This is a genomic window from Cupriavidus sp. SZY C1, assembly GCF_032190535.1.
GTDB classification, from domain to species: Bacteria; Pseudomonadota; Gammaproteobacteria; order Burkholderiales; family Burkholderiaceae; genus Cupriavidus; species Cupriavidus pauculus_C.
Genome location: NZ_JAUANU010000009.1, coordinates 102901 through 117721, shown reverse-complemented (window position 1 = coordinate 117721; position 14821 = coordinate 102901). Strand labels below are relative to the sequence as shown.

Here is a 14821-nt window from a genome sequence, read left to right as displayed (position 1 = left end):
TCGTGAGGGGAAGTAAAGCCGATGCGGGTCTGAGATAATTCGACCTCAGCATGCCGGGATTGGCGCCGGCCCCTCAACAAATGCGCTGGGCAATCCGGGTTGCGACTGAGCGGCTGCTGTTTGGTGCATGGAGCCGCAATCCTTAACTGCGGTGACGGGCGGAGAAAATTAGCGTGCCGCCGCTTGGCTCCCGTTAAAGAGCCGCCTCACGCATGGCGTAGCTCAGTCGGTAGAGCCGAGTGCGATAGTTGCGAAGGGTCGTTGGTTCAAATCCAACCGCCAGCCGTGAGGGCACGACTTACCCGGATGCGAGGTGCGGCCAGACCGCCAGCGCGCCGGGGCCTCAATGCCCAAGACCCTATCTCGGACCTGCGTGCCGGTGATGGAACAGGCTGACGGCCGGGAAAGTACCGGCACGATTTCGCGGGCTTGGCCGAGTGGCTAGGCTGCAGCCTTCCAAGCTGTCCACGCCGGTTCGATCCCGGCAGCCCGCTCCACGGTGTTACGCGACGACAACGTCCAGGTGCTTGCCCAGAACAGCCAGCGCCTCGCCAATCCGGTCGATCTTCGTGGTGTGCTCCAAGTTGATGAGGCGATTCACTTCCTGCTTCGTCGTCCCCAGTCGTTCAGCCAAGTCGATAGGACGGATACCTTGCGTGACCATCTCGTTCAGCAAGAGCACCTTAGCGGCGACGCTCGGTGGAAGCGCGACAAGCTGCTCCCCTTTGCGAGCCTTCGAGGGTGCCGGAACCGCGCGCTGGTCGTCGAAGTAGAAGTCCATCGCAGTTAGAAGCGCGTCGGCAGCCATATCGAGAGCTTCCGCCTCGGTATCCCCTTGAGTGATCGCCTCGGGGATATCGCGGAAGGTTACGACGAAGCCGCCTTCGGATGCAGGTTCCAACAGTGCCGGATATTGCATGGTCTCAGTCCTCAGTTTCTGGTTGTGAGGTGAAGCGAGTGGGACAAGCCCCTTTCGGGGCCGCCCTCACTTAAGTCCGAGTTGTTTCTTGATCGCCTCGACTGTGCCGGTCTTCAACTCCGCAGCATGTCTTGGCACCACCGTTTGCTTGCCGTTCAGTGAGACCTTCAGGTGTTTCTTACCCTGCTTGAAGGTCGCGCCTTGATCGGCTAGCCAACGGACAAACTCACTTTGCTTCACCGCACCTCCGTTGTTTGTTGCGACGAATGAATAGTAATCAAAAAAGATTACCGTAGCAAGAACTTTCGTAATCTTTGTTGTGTACCGATTTTGCGGAATAGCTCAGCGGTAGTAGCGACGGGCTCATAACCCGTAGGTCGGTGGTTCGAGTCCACCTTCCGCAACCAGCGTCGTCTCCTCCCGGCGTGCTTGCACGTCTTGCCCGCTTCGGCGGGCCTTTCTATTCCTGAGGTGTGCCCATGTGGGGAATGACTTACGCCGGCTACTGTGTCGGTCTGTGGTTGCTCATGTGTGGCGTACCAATGTGGCCGAAGAACGACCGTTGATGCGATGGAACTGACCGAAGCACTCCGCATCGCTCAGGCCGCGCTGCTCGATACGCCGGGGATTGTGCTGAACCGCAAGACCGGGCTGGCTCACGTTCTGCCGGGTGCGGCGGATGACCTGTACGCTCGGGTGGACGCCTACAACCTATTGGCGCGGCATGTCGCGGCCCTTGAGGGCTGCGGGAAGTAACCCATGGCCAAGACGAAGACCCAAAAGGCTGGCAGGCCGATGCCCCCAGCGAACATGGGGGAGTGGGATGGGACACGATGGGGCCCGCTTTACGTGCCGGTTCCCGCGCTGAACGACTGGGTGCACGCCAACATCCTCCGGGACGGTGCGCCACTGTACAACCCGGACCACGATCACCTGGCCCATGCGGACGTTGGGTATCTCTGGGCTGGGGAGCCCAACAAGAGCAAGATGCGCAAGATCATCGGACAGACGGAGGAAGTCGTCTTCCGGGTGGGCCGATGGCAGCGCGGGCGCCAAGAGCAGCAGCTATCGGAGTGGTTCGGCCGTGTGCCTGGGTGGTTGATCACGCTCGACGCCTCATATTGCGCCACATGCACGGACGCTGAATTCTGTGCGCTCATAGAGCATGAGCTCTACCACATCGGTCACGACCTCGACGACTTCGGGTCGCCGCGCTTCACGAAGGAAGGTTTGCCCAAGCTGGCCATGCGTGGTCACGACGTGGAGGAGTTTATTGGGGTGGTACGCAGATACGGCGTTGGCCATTCCGATGGGGCTCTGGCGCGGCTGATCGATGCCAGCAACGCGGCGCCTGAGGTGGCTCGCTTGAACGTCGCTAGGGCATGCGGCACATGTTTGTTACGTGCCGCATAGCTTTTACTCCACTTTTACTGATCGCTCTCTATGGCAACGCTTAACGATGACGTGAAAGCGTTCATTGTGCAGGCGCTGGCGTGTTACGACACGCCGAGCCAAGTAGTGGACGCCGTCAAGGAAGAATTTGGCCTCGAAGTTAGTCGGATGCAGGTGCAGGCATACGACCCGACCAAGGCGCAGGGTAAGGCTCTAAGCCAAAAGTGGCGGGACGTCTTCGCCGCGACCCGTGACAGCTTCGTTAAGGCGACGGCCGAGATTCCAATCGCCACCCAGGCGTATCGCCTCCGGGTGCTGAATCGACTGGTGTCGAAGGCAGAGAAGCAAGGGAACATGGGCATGGTCAGCCAGTTGCTCGAGCAGGCGGCCAAGGAAGCGGGGGGCGCCTTTACGAACAAACAGCGCGTGGAGCACACGGGCAAGGATGGCGCGCCGATCGAACAGCGCACCGCGGTGGTGAACGAACATGAGGTCAGAGCCGCCGTCGACAAACTCGAATCAGAGTATTGACCCCGCCGTCGAGCGGGTAGTCCTGAAGCGCAAGTGCGAGCGCGACCATCTTTTCTTCAGCCGCTACTTCTTCAAGCATCGGCAGGCCATCAAGTTCCGCGTGAACTGGCACCACGTGTTGATCGCCGACACGGTGCAGCGCGTGATCGACGGCACGCTAAAGAACGTCGTCATCAACGTCCCGCCGGGTTCGTCGAAGACTGAGCTTGTCGCCATCAACCTGATCGCACGCGGCCTAGCGCTGAACCCGCGCGCGCGCTTTCTGCACATCTCGTACTCGGACGATCTCGCCCTCCTGAACAGCGAGACGGCGCGCGACATCGTTGCATCGGACGAGTTCCAGGCTCTGTGGCCGTTGAAGGTCGCGGACGATGCGAAGTCTAAGAAGCGCTGGAACGTGCTGGTCGACGGAAAGAAGGCTGGCGGCGTGTATGCAGTATCTCTCGGCGGCCAGATTACCGGTTTCCGGGCCGGTCACATGGCCGAAGGCTGGCAGGGTGCGCTGATCATCGATGACCCGCTGAAGGTGGAGGACGCCTACAGCAAGACGAACCGCGACAAGGCGAACCGCAAGCTGCTGTCCACGGTGAAGAGCCGAAAGGCCAACCCGGACACGCCGATCATCGTGATCATGCAGCGGCTGGCCGAGGAAGACCCGACCGGCTTCATCAAGGCCGGCAAGGTGCCGGGCGAATGGGAGTTCATCGAGATCCCGGCGCTAATTACCGATGACTACGTTGCGAAGTTGCCGGAACGGGTGCGGGCGCTAGTCGAGTGCGACGAGCAGGATGAGGATGGGCGGTACAGCTATTGGCCCTACAAGGAGCCATTGCATGACCTTCTGGCATCGGAGAAGGCCGACGCCTATGTCTTCAACGGCCAGTACATGCAACGGCCGGCGCCTCTGGGCGGCGGGATCATCCAGAGCGGCAAGTTTCAACGCTACAGCGTTCTACCTCAGCTGCGGTATCGAAAGATCTACGCGGACACGGCCCAAAAGACCGCGGAGCGCAACGACTACAGCGTCTTCGAGTGCTGGGGTTACGGCTACGACAACCGCATCTATCTGCTGGACCTGATACGCGGTAAGTGGAAAGCGCCGGATCTGAAGCAACGCGCAATCGACTTCTGGAACAAGCACGCCGCGATAGGAGCAGATGATCCTAACGCTCCAGTGCTACGCCAGATGCGCGTAGAGGACAAGGCTAGCGGTACCGGATTGATCCAAGAGATCGAGGCGGACGGCGGCATCCCGATCGAAGGCATCGAACGTACGAAGGACAAGTTGACCCGCGTCATGGACGTGGTCAGCCATATCGACGCAGGTAATGTCTGCATCCCCGAAGATGCGCCCTGGGTGAGCGATTTCACTACGGAGTGCGACGGATTCACCGCCGACGACACGCATATGCATGACGATCAGATCGATCCGATGGTGGACGCGATCAATGACATGTTGGGCGGTGCTAAGGACTTGTCTGTGTGGGCCAAGCTGGCCGGCTAACTAGGATTCTCCGACATGAGCAAAAGGAAGGGGAACCCCACCCGTACCCAACCGGCTTCGACGGTGCGCACCACGGACTCGTTTGCCAACTTTCAGGCCCGCTTGGGGTGGGGCGCAGACAATCTGTCCTCCGCATCGCAGTACACGCTGAGCTATCAGAGCCGGAATCGGATCTGGTTGGAGGCGGCGTACCGCGGCAGTTGGATCGTCGCCAAGGCCGTCGATGCCATTCCGGAAGACATGACGCGGGCCGGCATCGAGATGTCCGGCATTGATCCTACCGAGATCGGACAGATCGAGCGAGACTTTCAGCGCCTGAAGCTGTGGGATGCACTCTGCGACAACGGGAAGTGGGCGCGGCTTTACGGCGGATCGATCGCAGTGATGCTGGTGGATGGTCAGGACACGTCGACCCCGTTGCGGCCTGAAACCATTGCTCGCGACCAGTTCAAGGGCCTCGCAGTGCTAGATCGGTGGATGGTCAATCCTCCCGTCGGCGAAGTCGTGAAGGAGTTCGGGCCGGACATGGGCCAGCCGCTCCACTACGACGTCATGCCTGGCATTCACGCGTTGTCGGGGAAGCGAATCCATTACAGCCGCGTGCTGCGGATGGAGGGCGCAGACCTGCCCTATTACCAGAGGGTGAGTGAGAACGGCTGGGGACTATCTGTGCTGGAGCCGATGTGGGACCGCCTCGTCGCCTTCGATAGCGCAACAGTCGGTGCCGGGCAACTGGTCTACAAGGCTCACCTGCGGACGATCAGTATCGAGGGCTTGCGCGAAATCGTCGCCCAAGGCGGTCCGGCGTTGGCTGGCCTAAAGGCGATGATCGAATTCATGCGCGCCGGCCAGACCAATGAAGGCATTACGGCTATCGACGCCGAGGACAAGTTCGAGGCGCATCAATACTCGTTCTCCGGCCTGTCCGACATGCTTATTCAGTTCGCGCAGCAGCTCTCTGGCGCGACCGGCATCCCGATGGTCCGTTTGTTTGGGCAATCGCCCGCCGGTCTGAATGCCACAGGCGAGGGCGACATGAAGCAGTACCACGAGAACATCAAGCAGCAGCAGGAGCGCCGCTTGCGCAACGGGCTGTATCGACTGCTCTCGGTCATTTCGATGTCGACACTCAGGAAGCCCTTGCCTGCTGAGTTTCAGTTCGAGTTCCGCTCGCTTCAGGAGACGTCGGAAGGCGAGAAGGCCGACATCGCGCAGAAGAAGACGACAGCAGTGATCGAAGCGCATGACTCCGGGCTCATTGACCGGCAGACCGCGATGAAGGAGCTGAAAGCCTCGGCCCCTGTCACCGGTCTGTTCGGCAACATCACGCCGGAGCAGATCGATGCGGCCGAGGAAGAAGACCCGCCACCTCCGGACCTGACGTTGCCAGACCTGCCGACGGCGACCAAAGACTCGTTCCTCAAACGCTTCCTGAAGCGCTGATATGGCACTGCCAACAAAGAAGCGGCGGGGTAACCCGGTGAAGACGAAGGCCGTCGAGCGACGCTACGCCACCAGCCTTCGGAAGATCGCCGCGCACTGCGGGACGATCATCAACGGCTTCGCGCCTGGTGATCCTACTGTACTGCCGACGATCACTCACCTGCTGGACGCCTACTCCACTGTGCTTCACGGGTGGGCGGTCCAGACTGCCAGCAACATGCTGATGGACGTTGCTCTCCGGGACGAGAAGAACTGGCGCGAGCATGCGCGAGACTTGTCCCGGGGCCTGCGCGAGGAGATCAAGAGCGCGCCGACCGGGCAGGCCATGAGGAAGCTTCTGGCTGAGCAGGTTGATTTGATTCAAAGCATCCCGCGCGAGGCGGCAAAGCGGGTCCACAGACTGACGCTTCAAGGCATTGAGAACTCGGCCCGGGCGAACGTGATCTCCAAGGAGATTCGGCGCTCTGGCGAGGTGGCGAAGAGCCGGGCCGACCTGATCGCGCGTACTGAGGTATCGCGCACCGCGACCGTGCTGACGCAGGCCCGTGCCGAGCACATCGGATCGGAAGGCTACATCTGGCGCACGTCAGGCGATGGAGACGTTCGTCATTCTCACAAAGAGATGGAAGGCAAATTTGTGCGCTGGGACAGCCCGCCGACGCTGGATGGCATGACGGCGCACGCTGGTTGCTATCCGAACTGCCGCTGCTATGCGGAACCGGTAGTACCCGAGGACTGACATGGCACCGTACCGTCTTCGGCAGGCCGGTCTACTCGCGCGTGGGCAAGCGAAGGAAGATGTTCGGGATCGTATGGGAAAGCAACTGATGGCAATGCGCATCTACACGACGCAGCGGCGCAGTCAGAACACGTGATCCCTGAATGACCAAAGCACTACACATCTATGTCCACGTGCGCGATTCGACGTGGAACGAGGAGGACCATCCGCGTGCGCAGAACGGGCAATTCGGCAGTGGTGGCGGCGCCGGCGGCGCGGGGAAAGTAAAGCTGAAGGGCGACGAACTCGGCGACTACACGAGCATGGCCGAGTTGCGACAAAAGGCCATGGCCAGCGCCGAAACGTTCATCGGGAAATCGTTCGAGAACAGGGCAACCGGCCACCATATACAAGTCACCCGGCGAGGCGTGAAACACACGATTTCGGGCGCGTCAGACACCTTGGTCCGTTCGATTCCAGCCATTCCCGCGCTACTCGAGAACGCCAAGCTGGTTTCGACAGCGTCAGACAAGCGGGGAGACGTCAACGTGCTAGCAGTCGAGACCTATCACGCTCCAATAGAGCTGGATGGGCAGCAGCACAACGCGATTCTGACCGTGAAGAGGTATTCGGATGGGCGTCGCTATTACGACCACGGCCTCGTGAAATGAGAAAGAGACCGCCGTTTGAGTAACGTACCTCACACGCTGCCAGGGCGGGATGGTTTGAACGTCCGGGGTCTCCGAGACCAATTATAGACATCCTCCAGCAGGTTTGCATATTCCTGCTGCATTTTCGCGACTAGACCGTATGGAACATCACAAATCGGGGAAATGCGGGTGCGACTCGGCTCCGCACGCTCGCGCGCATACCCGGGACGGCATCACCGCGTCCGGCGTGCTCTCTGCCGAGCAGATCGGCACGCGGCAATCGATCACGCCCGAAGGCTTCCTGCTTTGCGAGGAGGTGCCGATCGCGCGCGTCGGTTCGCAGGACTACGCGTACTTCGAACTGCCGACGCTTGAGGCGAAAGACGGCGTCATCGTTGCCGAGCGCACGGCTGACGTCCTGTTTAGCGCAGAGACGCTGGCCAGTTTCGAGGGCAAGCCGGTCACGATCGACCACCCGCCGGATTTCGTGACCCCGGCGAACTACATGTCCGTCGCGCGCGGCACGGTGCGAAATGTGCGCCGCGGCGAAGGTGCGCAGGCCGATTTGATGCTTGCCGACCTGCTCATCACCGACGCCGAGGCAATCCGCCGTGTGCAGAGCAAGGGCGCGGACGCGCTCACGCAGGTCAGTAACGGCTACGACGCCGAGTACGAACAAATTGCGCCTGGGCGGGCGCGACAGGCAACGATCGTGGGCAACCACGTCGCCCTGGTGAAAAACGCCCGCTGTGGCCCCGTGTGTTCCATCGGGGATAGCCTCTCCAACCTACTCCCGACAGGAGATTTCAGTATGGCAACGAAGAAGCCCGAGCAATCGACGCTGCTCGCGAAACTGCGCAAGGCGTTCATGACCCGCGACTCGGACGCATTCGAGCAGGTCGCGAACGAGATGACCGGCGACGAGGACGAGGCAGGCTCCGGCCTGCCGCAGATCCATATCCATGTGCCGGGTTCGGGAACGCCGCCGGCCGGCGCTACCGGTGATGCCGATTCCCCGGCGGGTGATCCCCCGGCCGGCCCGATGGCAGAAGTGCTGACGGCCCTCAAGGGCCTGACGGACGCTGTGACCGCGATCGCCGATCGCGTGACCAAGCTCGAGGCCGGCACGACCACCGCCGATGCCGATCCGGGCGGTGACGCGGACGACGATCCGAGCAAGACCGGCGACGCAGATCCGGACGACGACGCGGGCCAGATGAAGACCGGCGACTCCACCGCTTTCCGCGACGAGTTCCAAGACGCTATGTCGCGCGCCGAAATTCTCGCGCCGGGCGTGAAGCTGCCGACCTTCGACAGCAAGGCGACCGCCAAGAAGACCAGCGACTCCCTGTGCGTGCTCCGCCGTCGTGCGCTGCGTGCGGCGGGCGATAGCGATAACGCCGGCCTGGTCAAGTCCATCACCGGCGGGCAGGACATCAGCCAGATGACCTGCGACTCGGTCAAGACGATGTTCATGGCCGCGTCCGAAGTGGTGAAGCAGAAGAATCTCCTGACCGCCAACTCGCACAAGACGCAGACCAACGACGGCGGCGGCGAAAACTGGGCCGAAGCTCAGAACAAACGCAACGCTGATTTCTGGGCCAACCGCAAGTAAGGAGCTGACATGCCCTCGTACCAAGCATTCCAATACCGCATGCCGGCGGGGTTCGCCGGCGACCTGCAGCGCGCCGAGATCGCCACCATCGAGACGCAGATCATTGACGCCGCGACGCCTCCGACTTCCTTCGGTGTGCCGGTCAAGATGGTCGGTGGCAAGATCCAGCCGATCAACAATGCGGCCGACACCGCAGCGTCGGTGTACGGCTTCAACATCCGTGCGTACCCGATTCAGGGCAACGGCACCGATCCGCTGGGCACCTCGACCCCGCCGACCTCGGGTGTGACCGACATCCTGAAGCGTGGCTACATCATGGCTAACCTCGGCGGGACGGCCGATGCGGCCAAGAATGGCGTGGTGTACGTTCGTGTGGCCGCCGCCAGCGCCGGAAAGCCCATCGGTGGCGTGGAAGCCGCTGCGGACAGCACCAACACCGTTGCGCTGACGAATGCCTACTTCACCGGCCCCAAGGATGCATACGGGGCGGTGGAAATCGCCTTCAACATCTGACCCGGCGCCTAACCGCGCAATCCTGAGCCCGCCCAAGAGGCGGGCTTTCTGCTTCTAGGAGAGCATCGAATGCAAGCCAATCTGAATCACAAGCGTCGGGCTGGGATCGTCGGGACAGCCGTAGCGGCCGCCTTGGTCGCTGCCGCCTCTCCCCGCCGTATCCTCGCGCGCACGCAGGATCAGCAGTACACCTACGACCAGGCCACCGTCGATTCGACCGGTGCTTTTCTCGTGGGCCAGCTGGAACGTCTGGACCAGACCCTGAACGAGCCGCTGGTCGAGTTCACCTGGTCGCGAGACATCGATCTGCGTACTGACGTGTCCGCTGCCGACGAGATCGCCTCGTTCACCAACTCGACCTTCGCGTCGCCGGGCGGTATCACTGCCGGGGGGCTGAACTGGATCAGCAACGAGGGCAACGCGATTTCCGGCCCGTCCGTGGACATCGGCAAGACTGGCCAACCCATGCGCCTGTGGGGCTCGGAAGTGAAGTACACCGTGCCCGAACTGGTCAAGAGCCAGAAACTGGGCATGCCGATCGATGCGCAGAAGGTCGAGGCGATGAACCTCAAGCGCAATATGGACATCGACCAGATCGTCTACATCGGCGACCCGACGATGTCCTTCACGGGGCTGATCAACTCGGCATCGGCTGTTGGCAGCGTGAGCAACGTCGCCAACGGTGCTGCCGGCACCCCCCAGTGGACGACCAAGACGGCCGACGAGATCCTGAAGGACGTCAACGACACGCTGACCGCTGCCTGGGCGGCATCGGGCTGGAAGGCCATGCCCAACCGCTTGCTGCTGCCGCCGGCGCAGTACGGCTACATCGCCTCGGCGAAGGTCAGTTCGGCTGGCAACATGTCGATCCTGACCTACGTGCTGGAGAACAACATCAGCTCGCGTAGCGGGACCAAGCTGGAAATCCTTCCGCTGAAGTGGCTGATCGGTGCGGGCGCCGGCGGCACGCAAGGTCAACTGGGTACCGTCGACCGCATGGTCGCGTACAGCAAGGACAAGAAGTATGTCCAGTACCCGATGACCGAGCTGCAGCGCACCCCGCTGGAGTATCGCTCGCTGTTCCAGATCACCACCTACTGGTCTCGTCTCGGCCAGGTCGAGTTCCGCTACGGCGTGACGCTCGCCTACCGCGACGGCATCTAAGGGGGTGGACATGGCGAAAAACCACGTTCACACCGCGTTCTCGCTCACCGAGGACAACGGCAACGTCCGCAAGTTCGTTGCCGGGGAAGAGGTTCCGCGCGAGTTGGTAGACCACTGGTACGTGAAGCTGCATACCGGCGAGGCCCCTACCGTTGACCCGGGCGCCGAGGCTGCGGCCGACGAACTGCTCGCGGAGCTGGAAGCCAAGGCCAAGGCGCTGGACGAGCGTGAGAAGGCGCTGCAGGATAGCCAAGGCATTCTGGGGAGCATCCGGGAAGAGCAGAATGCCAAGGCTCTAGCGCTTTCGGAGCGCGAGAAGGCCGCCGATCAGCGCGAAGCGGACCTGAACGCTCGTGCCGAAGTGCTGGACGGGCGTGAGGTGGCCATCGCCAATCGTGAAAAGGCGGCCGAAGCAGCTGGCAAGGACGCCAATCAGCAAGGCCGCCGCCAAGGGAAATGAGGGGTATGATGCCCCCCTAAGGGGCATCTCGCCCACAGGATCCATATGGACGTCGCAAAGTTCCGCAACGACTTCCCGGAGTTCGCCGACCCGACGAAGTACTCCGACACCCAAGTCGCGCTGTGGCTCTCGGTCGCGGGTCATCTCGTCAACGGCGAACGCTGGGGGCCGCTGATGGACCTCGCCCTCGGACTAGTCGCCGCACACCACTTGGTGCTTGGGGCGCGCGACGTGCAGGCGGCAGAGGTGGGTGGCGTGCCTGGTCAGATGACCGGGCCCCAGTCGTCGAAGTCTGTCGATAAGGTCAGCGCCAGTTATGACACCGGTGCTGCGACCATCGATGGCGCGGGCTTTTGGAACCTGACTTCCTACGGCGTGCGCTTCGTCACTCTTTCCAAATCCATCGGCGCCGGGCCTTTGCAATTCTAGCCATCGGCGCTCGCAGGGGCGCTCAATGGCTGGTTTCATCAGGACGGATCGACTGAAGGAAGTTCTCGGGTCGATCAGCGGGCTCGTCGATAAGCAGGTGCTGGTAGGGGTTCCCGACAGCACTGCCGGTCGCAAGGACGAGGGCGCGCCGCTCAGCAACGCGGAAATCGGATACATCCAGGAAAATGGGGCGCCGGAGATCAACCTCCCAGCGCGCCCCCATCTGGTGCCAGGCGTCGCCGCGGCGCAGCCGAAGACCCTGCCGCTGCTGCAGAAGGGTATCGAGGCGGCGTTGGACGGCGACCTTGACGGCGCCAAGCGGCGCATGAGCATGGCCGGGCTTGCAGCCCAGTCCTCGGTTCGAGCGCTGATCAACAGCGGCATCGGCCCGGCCCTGAGCGAGGCCACGCTACGCAACCGCGCGCGGCGTGGCAGGAAAGGGGCGAAGGAAGAGTTGGCATCCCGCGCCGCCGGCCAGCAAGCCAGCACCGAGCTGGCCAAGCCCTTGGTCGACACCGCCCAGTACCGCAACTCTATTACCTACGTGCTTCGCAACCGGAAGTGACCATGGCACTACTCGACGTCGCCGACGTGCTGCTCGACCCGGATTTCATGGACACCGGCCTGGTGTGCAATCGGATGGTGCAGACGTTCGACGGGCACGGCCGCGCACAGAACACGGCCACGGCCGCGCCGTTCGCCGCAGTGGTCACCAGCGACAAGGGCGACATCCTGCAGCGTGGCTCGGACGGCAGCCTCATCACCGGGTCGATCACGCTGCATACACCGTTTCGGTTGAAGGACGGCAGCCCCGGCCAGGATGCAGACGAGGTGATCTGGCAGGGCCGGACCTACACCGTGGTCAGCGTCAATGACTACAGCCATTTCGGCCGCGGCTTCGTAGCCGCTGTCTGCGATCTGAAACCGCTTTCGGGGTAATCCATGGCAAACACCAGCGCCACCGGCGGCTACCTTGCGCCGACGGCGCCGGTGCCCGTCGAAGACGACGAGCTCGACAACCTGCTGCAGGAACTGGTCGCCGGCGTGAGCAGCCTGCCAGGTGAGATGGTGCGCCCGCGCTGGCAGCCGACTGTGCCGAAGCAACCCGAGCCGGCAGTCAACTGGTGTGCGCTGGGAATCACCTTGCAGGCGAATGACGCCGGCCCGGCGATCCAGCACGACGGCGATGGTGACGGCAGCGACGAGTACATCCGGCACCAGCAGATCGACCTGCTGTGCTCGTTCTATGGTCCGGCCGCGAAGGGGTACGCCCAGCGCCTGGCCGACGGCATGGCTATTCCTCAAAACAGCGAGCAAATGGCGCTCAACGGCATGAAGTTTGTCCGTGCGAGCGAGATACAGCCCGCGCCAGCGCTCATCAACCAACAGTGGACCCGGCGGTACGACCTGACGCTGACCCTGCGCCGCAAGATCACCCGGACCTATCCGGTCCTCAACCTGTTGTCCGCCGAAGTGCAGAGCACCACCGATTCGGTGCCGCCGGTGGCCGCAACGACCAACATTCACCAGTAGAGGAATGACCATGTCCAACGGACTGCCGGTATCGCGGCTGATCGACGTCACCATCAACATGTCGCCTCTGGCGGCACAGGGCGCCAACCTCAATACGGAGTTGATCCTTGGCGCTTCGCCGGTGATCGACACCAACGAGCGCATGCGCACCTACGGCACCATCGATGCCGTAGGCAGCGAGTTCGGCAACACCGCCCCGGAATACCTAGCCGCGCTGCTGTACTTCCAGCAGACGCCTCAGCCTTCCGAGCTGAAGATCGGCCGCTGGGCCAAGTCGGCAACGTCAGGCTCGATCCGGGGCGCAGCCCTGTCCGCTGCCCAGAAGGACATCACCGTCTGGAAGGCGGTCACGGCCGGCTCGTTCAAGGTCACGATCGACGCCACGGTGAAGACGCTGTCGGCACTGGACTTCTCGGGTGTCACAAACCTGAACGGCGTGGCAACGATCATCCAGACCGCACTGGCCGGTGCGAGCTGCGTGTGGAACGGCACGCAGTTCGTCATCACGTCGCCGACTACCGGCACCGCGTCGAAGGTGAGCTATGCCACGCCGACCGGTTCCGGTACCGACATCTCGACCATGCTGGGCCTGACCAGCGGCCTGGCGTCAGTGCCGGTCGACGGTATCGTGGCCGAGGCGCCCGACACGTGCGTGAACATCTTCCTGGACCGCTTCGCCAACAAGTTCCTCGGCATCCAGTTCGCCGATACGTCGGTGACGAATGACCAGCACGTGGCGGTGGCCGACCTGATCGAGGCGGATCAGCGCCACATCTACGGTGCCACCACGCAGGAACCGCAGGCGCTGGACGGCACTGCGACGACCGACCTGCTGTCGCGCTTCAAGGCCAAGAGCTACAAGTACTCGTTCGCGCAGTATTCGAGCACCAGCCCATATGCTGCCGCCTCGATGTTCGGACGTCTGCTGACTACGGATTTCAACGGCAACAACACGACGATCACCCTAATGTACAAGCAGGAGCCGGGCATCGTGCCCGAGACCCTGTCGAGCAGCCAGGCCAACGTGTTGCAAGACAAGCGCGGCAACGTGTTCGTCGAGTACGACAACGAAACGGCGATCGTGCAGTACGGCGTGACGCCGAGCGGCATCTTCATCGACTCGGTCTACAACTCGATCTGGTTCCGCAACCGCATCCAGACCGACGTCTACAACCTGCTGTACCAGAGCACGACGAAGGTGCCGCAGACCGACGCCGGTAATGCGCTGATCGCAACGACGATCGAGGCGGCATGCGCGGCTGCGGTGAACAATGGCTACCTGGCCCCCGGTGTCTGGAATGCCGGCGGCTTCGGCGCGCTGAAGCAGGGCGACACGCTTGCCAAGGGCTACTACGTCTACGCGCCGCCGATCGCGCTGCAGTCGCAGGCCGACCGCGAAGCTCGCAAGTCGGTCGCATTCCAGGTCGCGGCGAAGGAAGCCGGCGCCATCCATACCGTTGACATCCTGGTCAACGTGAACCGCTGATAGGGGAAAGAGACCATGCAAGGCGGAACCTATTCGTTTATTGATGTCCAGGCATCCATCGCCGGGCCGGGCGGGTCGTTCTCGCTCGGCTACGGTGAGGCGACGGCTGAAGAAGGCATCACCGTGGCTATGGCCAACGACAAGAACGCCATGACGGTGGGTTCGGACGGCAGCGTCCAGCACAGCCTGCGCGCGGACAGCTCGGGCCAGATCACGCTGCGGTACCTGAAGACCGCGCCGATCAACCGGACGCTGATGGCGCTGTACAACGCCCAGAAGCTCGACAGTCGGCTGTGGGGCAAGAACGTCATCACCGTGACCCAGTCCGTTGCGAACGATGCGATCGCTGGCATCTTCTGCGCCTTCAAGAAGGTGCCGGATCTGACCTACGCCACCGAGGGCGGCACCGTCGAATGGGTATTCGACGCTGGCCGAATCGAAGGCATGCTGGGGACGTACTAATC

At 62.4% G+C, this 14821-nt stretch carries 19 protein-coding genes and 3 tRNA genes; 20 read left to right on the top strand and 2 right to left on the bottom strand.

Going from position 1 to position 14821, the window contains the following annotated elements:
* Positions 1-210: 210 nt before the first annotated feature.
* Positions 211-285 (top strand) — tRNA-OTHER (locus tag QTN24_RS15625).
* Positions 286-423: 138 nt separating this feature from the next.
* A tRNA-Gly gene (locus QTN24_RS15620) sits at positions 424-497 on the top strand.
* A 5-nt stretch (positions 498-502) separates the two neighbouring features.
* Here the strand turns inward: QTN24_RS15620 and QTN24_RS15615 are convergent.
* Both QTN24_RS15615 and QTN24_RS15610 read right to left on the bottom strand, forming a co-directional pair.
* A complete protein-coding gene (locus QTN24_RS15615; RefSeq protein WP_313838071.1) occupies positions 503-919 on the bottom strand; it encodes a type II toxin-antitoxin system HicB family antitoxin in 417 nt (138 codons plus the stop codon).
* Positions 920-985: 66 nt separating this feature from the next.
* Positions 986-1159, bottom strand: coding sequence for a type II toxin-antitoxin system HicA family toxin (locus QTN24_RS15610; RefSeq protein WP_124684697.1), 174 nt, complete (start codon positions 1157-1159; stop codon positions 986-988).
* Positions 1160-1250: 91 nt separating this feature from the next.
* On the opposite strand from QTN24_RS15610, the gene QTN24_RS15605 reads away from it, so the two are divergent.
* The 18 genes from QTN24_RS15605 (at position 1251) to QTN24_RS15520 (ending at position 14819) form a co-directional block, all read left to right on the top strand.
* Positions 1251-1326: transfer RNA gene (locus QTN24_RS15605), tRNA-Met, on the top strand.
* Positions 1327-1489: 163 nt separating this feature from the next.
* Positions 1490-1675 (top strand): hypothetical protein, encoded by a 186-nt coding sequence (locus tag QTN24_RS15600; RefSeq protein ID WP_313838068.1) that lies wholly within the window; start codon positions 1490-1492, stop codon positions 1673-1675.
* 3 nt (positions 1676-1678) lie between these two features.
* Entirely contained in the window at positions 1679-2332 is a 654-nt protein-coding gene (locus QTN24_RS15595) for a putative metallopeptidase (RefSeq protein WP_313838066.1), read from the top strand.
* A 30-nt stretch (positions 2333-2362) separates the two neighbouring features.
* Positions 2363-2842: a DUF2280 domain-containing protein gene (locus QTN24_RS15590; RefSeq protein ID WP_313838064.1), complete on the top strand. Its 480-nt coding sequence runs from the start codon at positions 2363-2365 to the stop codon at positions 2840-2842.
* Positions 2799-4346 carry a phage terminase large subunit gene (gene terL, locus QTN24_RS15585; RefSeq protein ID WP_313838063.1) on the top strand — a complete coding sequence of 516 codons (1548 nt, stop codon included), beginning with the start codon at positions 2799-2801 and terminating at the stop codon, positions 4344-4346. The genes QTN24_RS15590 and terL overlap by 44 nt, the downstream gene beginning before the upstream one ends.
* Positions 4347-4361: 15 nt before the next feature.
* The gene (locus tag QTN24_RS15580; RefSeq protein WP_313838062.1) at positions 4362-5789 is read left to right on the top strand and encodes a DUF1073 domain-containing protein; all 1428 of its coding nucleotides are present in this window, start codon (positions 4362-4364) and stop codon (positions 5787-5789) included.
* A gap of 1 nt (position 5790) precedes the next feature.
* Positions 5791-6528: a phage minor head protein gene (locus QTN24_RS15575; RefSeq protein ID WP_313838061.1), complete on the top strand. Its 738-nt coding sequence runs from the start codon at positions 5791-5793 to the stop codon at positions 6526-6528.
* A 143-nt stretch (positions 6529-6671) separates the two neighbouring features.
* Entirely contained in the window at positions 6672-7178 is a 507-nt protein-coding gene (locus QTN24_RS15570) for a hypothetical protein (RefSeq protein ID WP_313838059.1), read from the top strand.
* A gap of 139 nt (positions 7179-7317) precedes the next feature.
* Complete coding sequence (locus tag QTN24_RS15565; RefSeq protein WP_313838057.1) at positions 7318-8772, top strand: DUF2213 domain-containing protein; 1455 nt, start codon at positions 7318-7320, stop codon at positions 8770-8772.
* Between the two features lie 9 nt (positions 8773-8781).
* On the top strand, positions 8782-9285 hold the full coding sequence (locus tag QTN24_RS15560; protein WP_313838056.1) for a hypothetical protein: 504 nt from the start codon (positions 8782-8784) through the stop codon (positions 9283-9285).
* Between the two features lie 69 nt (positions 9286-9354).
* Positions 9355-10449, top strand: coding sequence for a DUF2184 domain-containing protein (locus QTN24_RS15555; protein WP_313838055.1), 1095 nt, complete (start codon positions 9355-9357; stop codon positions 10447-10449).
* 10 nt (positions 10450-10459) lie between these two features.
* Entirely contained in the window at positions 10460-10909 is a 450-nt protein-coding gene (locus QTN24_RS15550) for a hypothetical protein (protein ID WP_313838053.1), read from the top strand.
* A 45-nt stretch (positions 10910-10954) separates the two neighbouring features.
* Complete coding sequence (locus QTN24_RS15545; protein WP_313838051.1) at positions 10955-11338, top strand: DUF4054 domain-containing protein; 384 nt, start codon at positions 10955-10957, stop codon at positions 11336-11338.
* 25 nt (positions 11339-11363) lie between these two features.
* Positions 11364-11903, top strand: coding sequence for a hypothetical protein (locus tag QTN24_RS15540; protein WP_313838049.1), 540 nt, complete (start codon positions 11364-11366; stop codon positions 11901-11903).
* A gap of 2 nt (positions 11904-11905) precedes the next feature.
* Entirely contained in the window at positions 11906-12277 is a 372-nt protein-coding gene (locus tag QTN24_RS15535; protein WP_313838047.1) for a hypothetical protein, read from the top strand.
* 3 nt (positions 12278-12280) lie between these two features.
* Entirely contained in the window at positions 12281-12871 is a 591-nt protein-coding gene (locus QTN24_RS15530; RefSeq protein ID WP_313838045.1) for an LIC_12616 family protein, read from the top strand.
* 10 nt (positions 12872-12881) lie between these two features.
* Entirely contained in the window at positions 12882-14357 is a 1476-nt protein-coding gene (locus QTN24_RS15525; protein WP_313838043.1) for a DUF3383 domain-containing protein, read from the top strand.
* A 15-nt stretch (positions 14358-14372) separates the two neighbouring features.
* Positions 14373-14819, top strand: a complete 447-nt coding sequence (locus QTN24_RS15520) for a phage protein (protein WP_313838042.1) — start codon at positions 14373-14375, stop codon at positions 14817-14819.
* Positions 14820-14821: the final 2 nt, after the last annotated feature.